General features: G+C 66.9%; 13 protein-coding genes. 3 read left to right on the top strand and 10 right to left on the bottom strand.

Translation table 11 applies throughout. The annotated features are described in order from the left end of the window. Position 1: 1 nt before the first annotated feature. Positions 2-220, bottom strand: coding sequence for a zinc ribbon domain-containing protein (locus H6717_31510; protein ID MCB9581600.1), 219 nt, complete (start codon positions 218-220; stop codon positions 2-4). Between the two features lie 53 nt (positions 221-273). Then, entirely contained in the window at positions 274-639 is a 366-nt protein-coding gene (locus H6717_31515; GenBank protein MCB9581601.1) for a hypothetical protein, read from the bottom strand. A gap of 100 nt (positions 640-739) precedes the next feature. On the opposite strand from H6717_31515, the gene H6717_31520 reads away from it, so the two are divergent. Beyond that, positions 740-1,174, top strand: coding sequence for an acyl-CoA thioesterase (locus tag H6717_31520; GenBank protein ID MCB9581602.1), 435 nt, complete (start codon positions 740-742; stop codon positions 1,172-1,174). Here H6717_31520 and H6717_31525 read toward each other — a convergent pair. Further along, entirely contained in the window at positions 1,151-3,700 is a 2,550-nt protein-coding gene (locus H6717_31525; protein MCB9581603.1) for a cation-translocating P-type ATPase, read from the bottom strand. The genes H6717_31520 and H6717_31525 overlap by 24 nt on opposite strands. 146 nt (positions 3,701-3,846) lie before the next feature. Here H6717_31525 and H6717_31530 point away from each other — a divergent pair, with 146 nt between their 5' ends. Then, positions 3,847-5,754: a hypothetical protein gene (locus tag H6717_31530; GenBank protein MCB9581604.1), complete on the top strand. Its 1,908-nt coding sequence runs from the start codon at positions 3,847-3,849 to the stop codon at positions 5,752-5,754. A gap of 1 nt (position 5,755) precedes the next feature. On the opposite strand, the gene H6717_31535 is transcribed toward H6717_31530, so the two are convergent. Beyond that, complete coding sequence (locus H6717_31535) at positions 5,756-7,240, bottom strand: hypothetical protein (GenBank protein ID MCB9581605.1); 1,485 nt, start codon at positions 7,238-7,240, stop codon at positions 5,756-5,758. A gap of 86 nt (positions 7,241-7,326) precedes the next feature. On the opposite strand from H6717_31535, the gene H6717_31540 reads away from it, so the two are divergent. Continuing rightward, the gene (locus H6717_31540) at positions 7,327-8,580 is read left to right on the top strand and encodes an SGNH/GDSL hydrolase family protein (GenBank protein ID MCB9581606.1); all 1,254 of its coding nucleotides are present in this window, start codon (positions 7,327-7,329) and stop codon (positions 8,578-8,580) included. 1 nt (position 8,581) lies between these two features. On the opposite strand, the gene H6717_31545 is transcribed toward H6717_31540, so the two are convergent. The 6 genes from H6717_31545 to H6717_31570 all read right to left on the bottom strand — a co-directional run bounded on the left by H6717_31545 (position 8,582) and on the right by H6717_31570 (position 16,186). Further along, entirely contained in the window at positions 8,582-9,019 is a 438-nt protein-coding gene (locus tag H6717_31545; GenBank protein ID MCB9581607.1) for a hypothetical protein, read from the bottom strand. Positions 9,020-9,447: 428 nt separating this feature from the next. After that, entirely contained in the window at positions 9,448-11,016 is a 1,569-nt protein-coding gene (locus H6717_31550; GenBank protein ID MCB9581608.1) for a GMC family oxidoreductase, read from the bottom strand. Positions 11,017-11,063: 47 nt separating this feature from the next. After that, the gene (locus H6717_31555) at positions 11,064-11,780 is read right to left on the bottom strand and encodes a response regulator (GenBank protein ID MCB9581609.1); all 717 of its coding nucleotides are present in this window, start codon (positions 11,778-11,780) and stop codon (positions 11,064-11,066) included. 81 nt (positions 11,781-11,861) lie between these two features. Continuing rightward, positions 11,862-13,274, bottom strand: a complete 1,413-nt coding sequence (locus H6717_31560; GenBank protein ID MCB9581610.1) for a PD40 domain-containing protein — start codon at positions 13,272-13,274, stop codon at positions 11,862-11,864. 174 nt (positions 13,275-13,448) lie between these two features. After that, the gene (locus tag H6717_31565) at positions 13,449-13,919 is read right to left on the bottom strand and encodes a peptidylprolyl isomerase (protein MCB9581611.1); all 471 of its coding nucleotides are present in this window, start codon (positions 13,917-13,919) and stop codon (positions 13,449-13,451) included. Between the two features lie 17 nt (positions 13,920-13,936). Beyond that, positions 13,937-16,186, bottom strand: coding sequence for a DUF3160 domain-containing protein (locus tag H6717_31570; GenBank protein ID MCB9581612.1), 2,250 nt, complete (start codon positions 16,184-16,186; stop codon positions 13,937-13,939). Between the last annotated feature and the right edge of the window lie 96 nt (positions 16,187-16,282).

Genomic DNA, 16,282 nt, shown 5'->3' on the forward strand with positions numbered 1-16,282 from the left:
CTCAGCCGAAGCCGCAGCCGCCGGTGCCACAGAACCCGGAGGAGCAGCCACCACCCGTTGGGGGCGCCGGTTCTGCCCGACTGCCGCCGATGGCGAAAGCGCTGAGCTGCTTTTCCACGTTGGCCGACTCGCAGGCCGGGCAGCGCGCGTCGCTGAGCTCGCGCACCAAGTCCTCGAATTTCTGACCGCAATCGTTGCACAAGAAGTCGTAGAGCTTCATCAGGCAGTCCTTCCCAGCGTTTGGAGCCAGGAGGGCTCACAAAGGGTTCGGGCTCAGCTCGGAACGTGGGCGAGAAGCAGAGAGAGCTGCGCTCGATGGTAGGCGACCACGTCGTCCGGCGTGCCCCAGCCGGCGGCCCGAGCGCTCAGGGCCGCCACCACGCGCTGGAGGTCTTCCCGAGACGGCCACCCGTAGTCCGCACCGACCTCGTGGAACACCGCCTTGACCGCCGTGCGAACGCTCCGTTCCACGTCGGCCTCCTCGTCCGTCAGACCGACCGAGCGCCGGGTGCGGGCAAAGGTCTCCTTCTGGGCCTCCAGGAAGCACCGCGTGACGAGCTCTCGAGCCTTCGGGGGCGAGAGGTCGAGCAGGTCCGGCGGGGTGATGCTCCACCGCTGAAACTCCCGCGAAGCCTTCATGACTTCATCAGGGTAGCCGGCGGGACGTGGTTGGCGATGATCGACGTCGTGTGAGCCCGAAACTCGCGCAATTTCGCCCCGCTCGTGACAGGGTGCCGCCATGGAAACGTCGGGCTTCGCGATCACCGTCGAGCTCCCGGTGCTGTGGGGCGACATGGACGCCTTGGGCCACGTGAACAACGCGGTCTACGCTCGCTGGTTGGAAGAGGCCCGGATTCGCTATTTCGAGCGCGTTGCTCCGTTCGAACCCGACGGCGTCGGGCCCATCCTCGCCCACCAGGCGATCGACTTCCGCCTGCCGGTCGTCTACCCGGATCGCGTGACCGTGGGCGTGCGTGTGTCGCGCGTGGGAACCACGTCTCTGACCCTCGCCTACCAGGTGCGAAGCGAGGCCGCCGCCGCGGTCGTGGTCGATGCCCAGTCCGTGATCGTGCTCTACGACTACGCAAAGGGCGGCAAAGTACCGATCGCGGACAATCTGCGCGCGCGCATCGAGCAGCTCGAAGCGGCGTCAGCCGTGAAGACGACGACGTGAAACGAGCTTGACCAGCTCGAGCCACGCGAGACAGAGCACGGCACCTCCCACGATTGCCACCACCAGCTGCCCGGCCGGCACGGGGGCGAAATGAAAGATGTCGCGCACCGGCGGCACGAATAGCGTCGCCCCGAGCACCACGACGGCGCCCAAGAAAATGAGCCGCGCGGGCAAGTTCGGCACTCGCAGATTCCCGATCACCGAGCGCGTCCAGGAGCGATTGGTTGCGATCAGCCCAAGGTTGCCGACCATCAGCGTGGCGAAGGTGAGCGTCCGTGCTTGAGCCTCGGAGGCCCCGTTCGCGAGGGACAATCCGAACACCGCCAGCGAGGCCGCGAGCAGGCTCGTTCCCTGCACGACGCCCAGGCCCACCATGCGAGCGTCGAGCAGCCGCTGGGCGATGGGTCGCGGCGGTCGTCGCATGATGTCCTTCTCTTCCGGCTCTGCTTCGAAGGCGATGGAGCAAGAAGGATCGATGACCAGCTCCAAGAACACGATGTGCAACGGATACAGCGCCAGGGGCCAACCCAAGAGCACCGGAATCAGCGACATTCCAGCGATCGGAACGTGGATCGCGATGATGTACACCATCGCCTTCTTCAGGTTCGCGAAGATGCGGCGCCCGATCCGTACCGCAGCCACTATGGACGAGAAATCGTCGTCGGTGAGCACCAACGCCGCGGCTTCGCGAGCGACGTCGGTGCCGCGGCCGCCCATGGCCACGCCGATGTGTGCGGCCTTGAGCGCTGGAGCGTCGTTCACGCCATCGCCGGTCATGGCCACGACCTCGCCCTCGGCCTTGAGCGCCTGAACCAAGCGGAGCTTCTGCTCCGGGACCACGCGAGCGCAGATGCCCAGGTGCCGAACTCGCGCGCGGAGCTCGTCGTCGCTCAGCGCGTCGAGCTCTACGCCCGTGATCAGATCCGCGTCGGAAGCGAGGCCGGCCTCCTTCCCGATGGTGCGCGCCGTCTCCGCGTAGTCGCCGGTGATCATCACCACGCGGATGCCCGCGCTCTTGCACTCCGCGACGGCGTTCTCGACCGTGGGGCGCAGGGGATCGGCGAGGCCCACGAGACCGACCAGCTCGAAATCGTAGTCGTGCTGCTCTGGCGGGAGCTTGTCGCCGTCGAAGTAGGCGCGGGCAACTGCGAGCACCCGAAGCCCCTCCTGTGCCATGGCCCGAACCCGCTGCTCGACGCTCTTGGCCGCGGGCGCATCCAGGTGGCACAGGTCGATGATGGCTTCGGGAGCGCCCTTGGCGGCGATCACCCGAGCGGCGCCTTCGGGCTCCCTCCACACGTGGGAAACGCTGAGGAGCTCGGGGGAAAGCGGATACTCCCGCAGCAGCGACCAACTGTCATGCAGGTGCTCGGTTCCCAGGAGCTTGCTCTGGCCGAGCTCCTTGAAGGCGACTTCCATGGGGTCGAACGGGTCGCGCTGGCTGGCCAGGATCCCGAACTCGACGACCGAGTGGACCGACTCCGGCAGCGCTTCGTCACCTACCGCGTGAGCCCCCGCCGGCGTCCAGAGCTCGGCGATGGCCATGCGGTTTTGCGTCAGCGTGCCCGTCTTGTCGGAGCACAGCACGGTGGCCGCTCCCAAGAGCTCCACCGTGGGGACACGGCGTGTGAGGACCCCGCGCCTCGATATTCGCCAAGCACCCAGAGCCAGGAACACCGTGAGCACGACGGGGAACTCTTCCGGGAGCACCGCCATCGCCAGGGCGATGCCCGCCAAAAGCCCGCGCAGCCAGTCGCCGCGAGAGAGACCGAACACCACGATGAGCAGCACGCACAGCGTGAGCCCGCCGATAGCGAACTTCTTCACGACCGAAGACACTTCGACTTCGAGGGGTGTCTTTTCCGCCTTCAGCGTGGAAAGAGACGCGCCGATCTTGCCGAGCTCGGTGTTCACCCCGGTTTCGAGCACGCGCACGGCAGCGGTCCCGCTCACCACCAGGGTTCCGGAGTACACGAAGGGTAGGTCGTCGCCCCCGGGGCGGGCGGTTTCCGGCACGCCGAGCGTGGCCCGCTTTCTGGCGGGCACCGCCTCGCCGGTGAGCAGGGACTCGTCCGCCGAGAGGTTCATGCACTCGAGCACGGCCGCGTCCGCGGGCACGCGGTCTCCCTCCGCCAAGAGCACGAGATCGCCGACGACGACCTCGCGGCCCGGGATCCGCTTCTTGGCGCCGTCGCGCACCACGGAGGCTCGGGGACTCGACAGGTCCCGGAGCGCGGCGAGGGCCCGCTCCGTCTTCCGCTCTTGGTAGAAAGTGATCGCGATGATGACCACCACGAAGGAGAGCAGCGTCAGCGCATCCTTCAGGTCCCCGAGCAGCAGGTACAGCGCGCCACCCCCCAAGAGCAAGAGCAGCATTGGCTCGCGGAGCACCGCAAAGAGCTGGGCGAAGAAGCTCGGGCGCTCGTCTGTCGGCAGCTCGTTGGGGCCGTCCGTCACCAGGCGTCGCTGAGCTTCGGCCTCCGTCAGGCCTCGCGCCGAGCTGAGATCGAAGGCATCCGCATCCATGGCTAGCAAGCAGGGTTTGGAGCGGCTGCGGTCCGCTGTCCATGGACGTCCGTCATGGCTGGAACGAGCGTGTGGTGCCGATGTCGGCTTCCTGCGCCCCTTGCCTCACCGTTTCTGAGTCGTCGACGGTTTGGTACCATTTCGAGATGAGCTTCTTCAGGTACTTGGGGATCGTCATCGTGGGACTTGCGGGTGCTCTCGCCGCATCCGGCTGCGCGCAGGGGGATTCCTCCAGCAGCCTGCCGGGCACGGGCGGGGGCTCGGGACAGTGCGGCGCATCGGAGGCGGTGTGCAACGGTAGCTGCACCAACCTGGCGGTGGACGCCAAGAACTGCGGCGGTTGTGGCGTTGCGTGCCTCGCTGGCCAGGTCTGCTCTGCCGGGACGTGCGCCACGGGCTGCGGCGCGGGGACCACGCAGTGTGGAACCGAGTGCGTGGATCTTCAGTCCTCGCCTTCCAACTGCGGCAGCTGCAACAACGCGTGTCCCACGGGGGATCTCTGCGCACAGGGGGAGTGCATCGGCTCCTGCACCCCCGGCACGACGGCCTGTGGTGGTTCCTGCGTGGACCTGCAGACGGATCCGGCCAACTGCGGCGGCTGCGGCACGATCTGCGGCGCGGGGGAGCTCTGCTCTCAAGGCCAGTGCACGCTGCAGTGTGCCGGCGGCCTCGACAACTGCGGCGGCAAGTGCGTCGACACGCAGGCGGACCCGACGAACTGCGGAAGCTGCGGCACGGCGTGCTTGCCCAGTGAGGTGTGCTCCGTCGGCCAGTGCAACCTCCAGTGTCTGGGTGGTACCACCGCCTGTGCTTCCGGAGCTGGCGGCGTCACCAAGTGCGTCGACCTTCAGGTGGACGCCAACAACTGCGGAACCTGCGGCAACGTCTGCCCCAGCGGCCAAGTGTGCTCCGCGGGTCAGTGCCAGCTTTCGTGTACGGGCGGCACCACGGACTGCAGCGGCAAGTGCGTGGACACCAGCCTCGACCCGAACAACTGCGGAAGTTGCGGCAATGCCTGCGCTTCGGGGCAGACGTGCCAGAACGGCGCTTGCGGTCTCGTCTGCAGCGGTGGGCTCATCAAGTGCGGCAACCAATGCGTGAACCTGCAATCGGATCCGGCCAACTGCGGCGCCTGCAACTACGCTTGCAGTCAAGGCCAGGCTTGTACCAACGGCAACTGCACCTTGGTGTGTACCGGTGGCACTACCAACTGCAACAACAAGTGCGTGGACACCAACGTGGACCCGACACACTGCGGGGGTTGTGCCGTCGTGTGCAGCGCAGGACAGAGCTGCGTCAACGGAACCTGCACGGTGGTCTGTGGCGGCGGCAGCGTGAACTGCGGCGGCCAGTGCGTGCAGCTGAGCACGGATCCGAACAACTGCGGTAGCTGTGGCAACAAGTGCGCGTCGGGGCAGTCGTGCCAGAACGGCGTGTGCACGTTGGTGTGCAGCGGCGGCACCACCAACTGCAGCGGCCAGTGCGTGCAGTTGAGCACGGACCCGAACAACTGCGGCAGCTGCGGCCACAAGTGCTCGGCGTCCCAGGCATGCCAGGGCGGTCAATGCGTGACCACTTGCAACCCGACGAACAACATCGGACTCACGGCGACGGCGAGCTCCAGCGGTGGCGGCACCGTGGCGTCCGGCTACGGTCCGGAGAAGATGCGGGACGGCAAGATGGAAGCGACCTGCAGCACCGACAAGTTCCACTGGGTGACCGCGGACAACACGCCGGGCAGCGCTTGGATCGAGCTCGACTGGACCAGCGCCCAGACGGTGGCGCGCATCAGCATCGACACCACCCAAAACACCGTGGTCGCGTGCGGCGGCAGCGCCGCGGGCCGCACGCTGGCGGGCGGCACGATCCAGTACTGGACGGGCTCGACCTGGGCCACCGCGGGCACCGTATCCGGCAAGACCAACGATTGGTCCTTCACCTTCCCGTCGCCGGTGAACACCACGAAGATCCGCATCTACGGCGTCCACGCGACGAACACGACGGGTCAGCAGTCCAATCCCATCATCATCGAGTGGCAGGTCTTCTCCTGTTGATTCACCGTCGCTTCTTGCGGCGCGCGTGCTCGACCAGGTCGGCGAAACCGTCGAGTCGCGCGCCGCTGAAAGCGTGTCGAAACAGGTAGACCTCACGTTCGTGGAATGCGGCGCGAATGTACGGGGTCTTCGACGTCCAGATGCGTAGCGCGTGATCCCCGACGCGCACGAACGCCTGCGCCTTGCTGCCACCTTCGCCGAACAGGAACGTGCAATCCAGGGACGGACAGTGGGCGGCGGTGTGAGCCTTCGGCGTCTTGATCCGGACCGCCTCCACCCAGCGTTTTCCGCGCCGCTCCAACCAAACCAAGCTCGTTTCGAAGAACAGGACCACGCAGTCGGCGTCGTGGATCTGAAAGGACGGCACCTTGGGGTGCACCGTCTCTACGGCCCCGGTCTCGAGGTCCATGCGGCTCAGGGTGCGGTGTCCCGAGAGGAAGGCCCAGCGCCCGCTGGCGTCGATGTCGAGCTCGACGATGCTGCGGTCCATGTAGGGCGAGAAGCTCTCGCTCACGTCGGTGAGGCTCTCGTCTCGATAGCCGAGCCGCGTGCGGCGCGGCAGATCCCCGCCCAGGTCCTCGCGCGGATCCCAGGCCACCAAGAAGCGCCCCGAGGCGGACCGCGCCAGCCGCGGCTGCCCGGGAAATTTCGCCATTTCGTCGTTCACGCGCCAGGGGGACCACACCTCGGGAGGCGCCTCCGTGAAGGTCGCTTCGGTCACCAGCGGAGGCGGCTTGTCGCGCGTGCGGCGCTTCTTGGGGACGTCGTCCTCGAAGGCGCAGACGGCCGCGAAGGCGCCGAGCATCTCGTAGAAGCGTCCGTGAGACTCGAACAGCAAATGCTCACCGAGCACGCGCGCATTGTCCACCCTCGCTCGAGTGCTGCCCAGCCGCTTGAGGCGATCGTGGGACACGCCATATAGCATGGGCTCGCCGTAGTCGCCGTAGACGACGAGCGCGCGTCCGTCGAACACGGGCTCGAGCTCGTCGCGCCGAACGCTGGCGCTGTCCAACACCTGCCACTCTTCGTCCACGAGTAGCAGGCGCTCGACGGTGAGCACGGCGCGGCGCCCTGCGCCGAGACGAACGACGTCGAGCACGTTGTCCGCGGGCCCGAAGCGTGCTGCGAGCTCTTGGAGAGCAGCGGCGCGGCGCTCTTCGTGCTGCGCGCGGTGGTGCGCGCTCTCGGGATCGGGACCCTGCCAAGGAACCAGTCGCACCGGGTGCGCGGCCTCGCGCTCCATCTCTTCGGCGATCTGGTGCTGGTCCAGCGTGGTCCGCGCTCGCTCCTCTGCGGCGTGATCGACGTCGTCGTCGCCGAGGGCCTCCACGTGGTCGAGATCGATCCACAGCGTCTTGCCGTGATCCGCGTGGATGCCGAGGCGCACGCCGGGGCCGTACTTGTTGGCGCCCACCCAGAACACCACGCCGGTGGCACCCAAGGCCCGGCGGCCTCGCACGACCTTTACCCGCGTGCCGACTTCCACCTGAAAAGCGAAGCAAATCGGGGCCGCGGCTTCAAACGCCCACATTTGACTACCGGGTCGGCCGGTCGGCCGATATAGTGAGGGCGATGAGGGCAGTGGCGCTTTGGATGGCAGGGCTGGTGGTCCTTTCTGCGTGTGGCTCCAGCGACTCCTCCGAGGGAGGGGGTGGCTCGGCGGGCACCATCGACGCAGCGACCGGCGGTCAGAGCTCCGGTGGCACCAGCGGCAGCAACAGCGGTGGGGGCGGCAGCGGCGGCACGGGCACTGGGGGCACCGCCACCGGAGGCAGCAGCACGGGAGGCGCGGCGGGTCAGGACGGTGGCGTGACGCCGGACGGCAGCGCGGGCGCTCCTGCCGAGGCCGGTGTCGACGCCGCGCCGGACGCTGGCAAGCTCACGGCCCAGAGCTGCTTCGACAAGATGTTCCCCAACGCCAGCGCTTCCGCGTTGGGGCTCGACTACGATCAGTTCAATCCCACGATTGGCTCGCACTGCAAGGGCACCAATCAGCAGGACATCAAGGGCGTGCAGAAGGTGGTGTTCCTCGGGGACTCGGTCACCGTGGGCACGCCCCCTACGAATCTCAATCCGGGCGCGGTCTACCGAGCAATCTTGGCGAACAAGCTGGCAACGCTGTTCAACATCCAGCCTCCGGGATTTGGTTGGGGCGCCGCGGATCCCATCAATGGCGTGGCGCTTCCGCACGAGTCGGGCGACTTCATCAGCTGCGCCAAGTGGGGAGCTCGCACCGACGACCTGATGCAGGACAACACGCAGGTGGAAGACTGCATCCCGCCGGACAAGCGCAACCTGCACTACCTGGTGATCATGACCATGGGCGGCAATGACATCGCCTCCATCACCAAGGCCGGAGGAGGAAGCAACCCGTCCAAGACCATCCCGGAGCTGTGGCAGCAGACGCAGACTTTCGTTCAGCTGCTGCGGGACACGGTGGAGTGGTTGAAGAACCCGGCCAACGTGCCCGGCGGCGTGGACGTGGTGTTCGCCAACAACTACGAGTTCACGGATGGAACCGGCGAGACCAACGCCTGCGTGTTGGCGGGCCTCGGTGGCATCGAGCCCTGGCAGGACAAGCAAGCGCAGGCGGACATGGTGATCTGGGCCAACGAGCAATACATGAAGATCGCCACGGACACGCAGAGCGACATGATCTTCATGCTCGAGTCGTTCTGTGGTCACGGCTACAAGCGCGACGATCCGACGGGCCCTTGCTATCGCGGCCCGAACACGCCGCTGTGGTTCGACACCACCTGCATCCACCCGAATGCCCCCGGGCACGCCGCCCTGGCGGACTTGTTCTACGAGACCATCGCCGAGTAGCTCAGCGATCGCGTCGCCGGGGCTGGGACCTTCGAGTGGGCGCTGGGCGCGCTACCGGCGAGGCAGCGTGACGAGAGGGCGCAGAGGACGAGGAGGACGACGCGGATTCGGTGGCGTCGTCGTCATCGTCATCGTCGTCGTCTTCACCGGCGGCCTTTGCTACTCCCGCCCAGAACTCGAAATCTGGATAGATGCGCGTCTCCACGGTGACGCAATAGGTGCCGGGAGCCTCCGTGGCGGCGTTGCAGCGACCGGGGGTCTTCGACAATCCGGGGCAAGCGTCGAGGCAGGCCGCAACGTCGTCCCCCGCGAGCTCGCAGCTGGCGGCGCACGCCCGAAGGTCCGCGATCTCCGAGCGCTCTTGGAAGTGCGCTCGATACGCGGAGGAGGACACACAGCCCGTGCACAGAGACAGAAGCAGAAGCGAGTACCAACGCATGGGACGGGCCATAGCAACCGACATACCAGGCAAAACGCCCGCATTTCGGGCGCCAGCCTGAGGTCGTGTCGAGACGATTGTGGCTGCCGCTCCACACCTCCGAGTTCACGCCTCGGGAAGCCCGCCCGGCGCTATGTCGTAGGGCGCCGTATGCGGCGTCTCGCCCTCGCGGCCTTCCTCGCGCTCTGCTTTCGCCCGGCCAGCGCTCTCGCTTGGGCGTGCCCGGACGAACGCGCTGCGGTGCTCGAGAGTCCCCGCGCCGCGCCGGCGCCCCTCAACACGCGCCTGCGGGTTCGCTTTGTCGCCAAGCCCACTCAGCAGGATCTTTCGGAGATCACGCTGGCGAGCACTTGGCCGGCAACAGGAGCGAGCCGCGCTTCGTGCTGCTCGACAAGAAGCAGCTCAGGCGCCGCGTGCCCAAGGCGTTCCTACCGTGACGGGATCTTGCTCATCGCGCGCTCGGCCAAGGCTGTGATCGTCAACGACGGATTCACGCCGGGGTTGGCCGACACGGCCGCGCCGTCGATCACGTACAGGCCCGGGTAGCCGAACACCTCGTGGTTGTCGCTGATCACGCCTTCTTCTGCGCTGCTCCCCATGGTGGCGCCGCCCAAGATGTGCGCCGTGGAGGGCACGCCCAAGAGCGTTTCCGTGAGCAGCGTCATGCGCACGCCACCGGTCTTCTCCGCGAAGCGCCGCGCGAGGTCGTTCGCCTCTTCCATGAAGGCGGTGGGCGCCACCGCATCTTCCGGCAAGCGCGTGACGAGCCCCCTCTGAAATGCCGTCCATGCGCTGCGTCCTCGGGTGAGCGTGATGGTGCTCTCCAGCGTGCGCATGTAGAGCAAGATCTGGCTCTTGGCCGCCCAGTCGCGCACCGTCAGCGCTCGCGCCCAGGCCAACGGATGGCGGGCGAAGCCGCGGGCGGCGCCGACGATGCGCCCGGCCGCCGTGGCCGCGGACGCGTGGGGCAATGCCATCAAGCGGAAGAAGCCGGAGCCCGAGCCGTAGCGCACCGGCTCGATGTGGCTGTGCTCGTCCGTATGCAGGATGGACGTGATGGCCACGCCTTCCGAGAGATCTTGTTGGTCCGGCGCGATCACGCCGATCAGCGCCTCGTTGTTGGTACGTACCCGTTCTCCCAGCCGTCGCGACAGCTGGGGAAGTCCCGCCGCGTCCGCCTGCATCTCGAGGAGAAGCGGCACCGTGCCCAGCACGCCGCCGGCCAAGATCACGCGATCCGCCGTGAAGCTCTGGCGACCCCCGCCGAAGCTGCCGCGGGTCTCCAGCACGTAGCCCCCGCCCGCGCGCGGGCGAATGGCGACGACCTCCGTCTCCGCTCGCACGGTGACGCCGCGCTTCTCCGCCAGGTACAGGTAGTTCTTGTCCAGTGTGTTCTTCGCGCCCGGACGGCAACCCGTCATGCACGCACCGCAGTGGATGCACCCGACGCGCTCCGGACCTTCACCACCGAAGTAGGGATCCGGCACGCGCCTTCCCGGCTCCCCGAAGAACACGCCGACGTCTGCCAGGTGGTGCTGATCCGGGCGGCCGATGTCCTGGGCGATCTCCGCGAGCACGTGGTCTCCCGTCGTCCACCTGGGGTTCCGCGCGGCGCCCAGCATGCGCTGCGCGGTCCGGTAGTGGGGCTCGAGCTCGCTCTTCCAGTCCGCCAGATGGCTCCAGGAGTCGGCCCGGAAGAACGAGTCGGACGGGATCGGTAGCGTGTTGGCGTAGGTCAGCGAGCCGCCGCCCACGCCGACGCCGTGCAGGATGGTGACGTGCTCGAAGAACGACATCTGGAAGAAGCCGCGCAGGCCCAGGTTCGGCATCCACATCCAGCGGCGCAGATCCCAGTTGGTCTTCGGGAAGTCCTCCGGCCGAAAGCGCCGTCCCTTTTCCAGCACCAGCACTCGGTAGCCCTTCTCGCTCAGCCGCAGCGCGGAAACGCTGCCTCCGAAACCGGACCCGACGATGACGAAGTCGTGATGGTCGCTCATGCCGTGCGATCATGGGGCAGGGCCGCGCGGTCGTCGAGCACGCTCGTTCAGCCCGCGTCGTCGTCGAACTCTTTGCGACGACCGTGCTGCACCATCAGCGCGTCGTATTCCTCGAAGGGAGTGCGTCCGTTGGGCAGCTTGCGCAGGTCCACGCCCAGCACCCGCGCCGTGAGCAATCCCGTGAGCGCCAAGACCCGATCCCGCTCCGTGTAGCGCCCCACGCTGCGGAGATCGTTGAGGCAGCGCTTGATGGTGGTGGCCAGCTTGTCCTCGATGCGCTGGGAGACTCCGGGCATGGCGAAGCTCTCGGCGATGTCCGTAGCAAAGCGCGAAAACGGCGGCGCGAAGTCCTCGTCCTCTTTTCGCATGCGCGCTTCGCTGCGGGCCCGGGCGCCGACGAGGTAGTCGTCAATCAGCTGCTCGATTTGGCGCACGTCGAAGGGCTTGCTCACGAAGGTGATGTTCAGCGCCTTGGTTTGCCGCAGCAGGCGCTGATCCGATTCGCCGGTGATCAGCGCGATGGTCATGTCGGCGTTGTTCCGGCGCAGGTACTCCCCGAGCACCAGGCCTTCCATGCCCGGTAGCTTGTGATCGATGAACGCGACCTGAAACGTCCAATAGGGCAACGTCTCGAGACCGGCTTCGGCGGACGCAGCGGGCACCGCTTGGTGGCCACTGCGCGTCACGATGTCTACCAGCAGGTGGCGCATGGCCTCGTCGTCGTCGATGACGAGGATGTTCAGCTGGTCGTGCTCCCCTTCCATGGCCCCAGCAGCAAGGATAGCGGAAACCGAGCAGAGTCGCGCCTTGGCCGCGATTTGCTTGCGGTTTCGCGGGTCTGATGCTCAAGGAGCGAGCGGATTGTGCGCGACGAACACGTCCGTCGCGCCGTTGTCGTCGCCGGGTAGGATGTTGTCGGCGTCGGACTGGAAGGCGACGAAGCGTCCGTTGCCGGAGATGCGCGCTCCGCGACTGTGGCCGTTGGGAGGCTCCGCCCCGTGGCTCACCCACGCGACCTCGCCGCTCACGGTGTCCACGACGAAGACGTTCCAGCCCGTCGTGCTCTCTGCGACGAGGTTCGTCGCGTTCGACGAGAACGCGACGAAGCGTCCGTCCGCGGAGATACTGGGTGCCTCCGCGTCGCCCTGAGCGGGGACGCCGCCGAGCCCATGGCTCGAGAGCCGGAGCTTTCCGGTCGCGGCTTCCCAGAGGTACACGTCGCTCCCCGGGTTTGCGTCATCCGACGTGAGGGGCCGCTTGGAGACGAACACGACCGCGCTGCCGTCCGCGTTGACTCGCGGCGCCCAGGCAAGAAAGAAATCCTCCGAAACACCGGTAGGATCCGTCAGGCGCTGGACTTGCCCCGTGTCCAGGTCCTTCAAGAACACGTCGAAGGTGAGCTCGTTGTCGCCCGCCACGCCCTGACTGCCGGACGAGACGTAGGCCAAGAAGCGGGCGTCCCTCGAGATGCTCGGGGCAAAGCTCCCAGAGCTCGGGAAGGTGTCGGGCTCGGGCACGCTCTCCAGGGTGGGGCCGCCGGGGCCGCGATCCACCATGTAGACATCCGAGATGGAGTTGTCGTCCTTGGGCAACAGGGCCCCATCGGAGGCGAACACCATGCGGCTGCTGTCCCAGCTCAGGGACGAGACCGTGGAAGCGCCGGGCTGGGCGTTGCCGGCTTCCGTGAGGCTCAGCATTTCTGGGCTCAAGCTGTGCAGATCCACCACGAAGACGTCGAAGTTGCCGTTGTCGTCGAGCTTGAAGATCGAATCGCTGGAGGCGAGCGTGAGAAACTCGCCGTTGGGCGAGAGGGCGGGGAGGCGGTTCTTGCTGCCGGGTGCGGAACCGATGGTGACGAGCTGAGTGGTCTCCCCGGGCAGCCAACGAGTGAAGACGTTCTCGGCGGTCGAGGTCTCCGGCGCGAGGTCCGTGGCGTCGGAAGTGAACGCGACGAGGTGGCCGTCACTGGAGATGTCGGGCTCGCGGCTGGATCCATTCGCGAAACCGCCGCCCTCGGCCACGCTGACCAAGCGTAGAGGGGCGACGCAGGCGCCGTCGTCGCACACCTGAGGTGCGGGACAGCTGCAGCTGCCCGCGGCGCCGCCGACGCCGGCCGCACCCGATGCCCCGCCCATGCCCGCTCCGGCGGCACCACCCGTCCCAAAACCGCCTCCTGCTCCCGCTCCGTCCGCGGCGGTGGAGCCGCCACAGGCGACGAGCAGACACGATGCGATCAAGAAAGGCAGGCCCCTCGACATGGTTGGAGCTTACTTTGAGGTCATCGACGGTGCACGCTGGGATTCACGGCGGCTTCACCCCAAGGGCGTCGAGGACCGTGACGGCGAGCAGTATGGCGCCGAGCGTCATGAAGATGCCGCCGACGATCCAATCCGTCTCGAGGTTCTCCGCTTGATTGCGCACGAGCATTGGACCTACTCGGTGCGCACGATCACGTGGAACCCGCGGTCCGTCTCGACCACGTGGCTGAGCTCGTTCACGTCGAGCGAAAACGCGGCGTTGGCGAAGGTGGGATCGAGATCGCTCTTCGAAACGCTGCCGAGCGCACCGCCGGTGGCGGAGCCGGCGTCGCTGTACTTCTTGACCACGGCGTCCCAATCCGCGCCGCCGAGGAGCTCCTCACGAGCCTGCTCGGCCCGAAGACAAGCCTCGCCGCGGGAACGCGTGGCTTCGGCGTGCTTCACGCCGGCGTGGCGCACCAGGATGTGGGCCACGGTGATGTGCTCTGGGGCGTCGCTCTTTGGTGTGCGCGGCGCCGTCGCGTCCGCGAGGCAGCGATCGGCGGCGGACACGGGGGCGTCCGCCGTCTTTTTCGCGGGCGCTTCCGCGGCGGGCGCCGCCCCGCCGCAGGCGGTGAGGAAAAGGGCCAGAGCGATGGTACGCATGGCCCGAAGATAGCAGCTCAGCGCACGACGATGGGCTGCATCCAAGGGACGTCGTCCGGCGTCTTTGCGGAGATATCACTGGACCACTGCTCGTCGTCCAGGCGCTCGAAGTTCTCGGTGATCTTCTCGAAGTAGCTGGAGACCAGACCCACGTAGGCGCGCGGTCCGCTGCAGCCGTTGGTGGTCACCACCATGGTGCGCGGCATGCCAGTGCCCACGTGCAGCACGCGGCCGACGGGAGCGCCGCCCTCGTCCGTGGGCTGGGTGTGGACGTCGGCCACGACGGGGTCGAGCTCGATGGCCTTGGCGGGATTGAAGAACAAGCTCGCGTACCAACCGTCGAAGCCGGAGGGCTCGCCACACCCCTCCTGGATGACCACGGCCTGATTGATGAACGCGATGTGCTCCGCGCTGTGGGGTGCGCCGCTCTGCTGCTCTTCGGCCATGGCTTTCAGGGTGAGCGCCGTCGCCTGCGTCTTGTCGAAATAGCCGGAGACCCAGCTCTGGAAGCCAGGATTGTTGCCGTAGTCCAGCGAGGCCGTGAGCGCGGCGCCGCGCGACGCGATCTCGGCGATCTTGCCGTAGAGCTCGGGATACGGATCCACGAAGGCGTCTGGATAGTCGCAGCTCGCGCCACCGGTGTAGGACTGCTTCACGTACAAAATGGTGTCGTGGCGGAGCTCGGCCCAGGACGCATGCTGGGTGTTCAACAGCCGCCGACCCCAGGCCTCGGTGCCCGCGACGCTGGGCAGGCCGGCCGGGGCCTTCCCTGGAGAGAGCGTTCTGAGCGCGCCCAGCCACAGGTTGTACAGGTTCTCCTGCCAGTAACTCGCGGGGTGGGCGTCGGCCAGGATGCGCATGGACGCCAGATCCGACGCGTACGAGTACTTCTCGAGCTCGGGCCCCAGCAGCAGGCCGGCCTGGTCGTTGCCGAGGGCGGCGAAGCTCACGTCCAACGGATTCGGCATCATGCGCTTCACCGAACCGCCCTGAACGCGGTCGTACACCACGTTCGAAAACACGTGACTGTCGAGCACGTAGCGCTGTCCGAAGAGCAGGAAGGTGCTCGAGAGCGGCATGGTCCCGCTGCCGAGGCCGTTGATCATGATGTGGCTGGAGATGCGCTGCGTGCCGTAGCCGCCGGCGGTGATTGCCTGCGCGATGGTGGCATCGTCCACGGCGGCGAGGCTCGCGGCGTCCGCCACGCCCAGGTCGGCCAGCAATGCGTCGAGCTCCGGCAGCACCATGTTGTCGTGCTCGCCTACGAAGGTGCCGATGGCCGAATCCACGTTCTTCCAGTCTTTCATCGACTGGTCGTTCATCAGCGCGCGCAGCACGTAGGCCGCTTCCAACTGGCGGCGATTGAAGACCTGAGAGTGATCTTGCTGTGTCTCGAGAATGCGAAAGTCGATGCGCCCGAGCCACATCATGGCGCGGAAGTAGCGGCTCAGCTCTTCGCTGTCCTTGTAGTGACCACGCGGCTCGAACTGGGAGAAGTCGACGTCCCGCGAGACGTCGAACAACACCACGTTCTTCCACCCGGAGTGGGCGACGGCGCCTTCGTACAGGGCTTTGGCACTGTCCGCGTCTCCGCCGGCCACGGGCGGCGACCAGCTGCCGGCCAAGAGACTCTTGGCGACGCTGAGGTACAGGTCCGCGTCCAAGCGCGCTTGCTTGGGAAGATCCGCGGCAGCGCCGGATGCGAGGGCGCTTTGCATGGTCGCCAGCATCCGCTGCAACGTCGGGCTCAGGGACACCAGCTCCAGCTGGGCCAAGATGGTGTCGTAGGACTCGTGCACGGCGTACAAGATCGAGTCCGCCGACACGTATACCGGAAGGTCTTCCAGGTAGATGCTCTTGTAGCCGTACACGAAGCTCGGGAAGCGGTGCCGCTCGCTGATGACGAAGCCGTTCTTGCCCAGCGCGGCGTTCTCGTCGGCGTTCAGCTCCAAGCTGGACGCTTGGATGAGATCCAATCCGGAAGCCGCAAGGGGGTCGTAGCCGAGGTTCGAGGTGAAGGGGACGGCGTACTTCTCTTTGAAGCCGTCAGCGTCCAGATCCTTCACGGACGCCAGCGCTTGATCGATGTCATTCAGCTCCGTCTTCTGCTGCTCCGTGAGGCTGGTCTGAACGGGAGTCCCCGGATGCTGAGGGTGGTCCCCCTTCGGATCCGCGGATCCGGGTGTGCCATCGTCGCTGCTGCAGGCGGGAGTCCCGAGCGCCAGCAGCAGGGAAGACAAAAGCGTGTAGCTGCGGAGAGTTGTCATGGTGGCCTCCAAGCGGGAGTGGCACACGGCAACATCGATGTCAGCAAGCGCCATGCCGCAACGGGTCGGATCTGCACCAACGTGGCGGAGCGCCCC

The sequence above is a fragment of the Polyangiaceae bacterium genome, from assembly GCA_020633235.1.
Taxonomy (GTDB): domain Bacteria; phylum Myxococcota_A; class Polyangia; order Polyangiales; family Polyangiaceae; genus JACKEA01.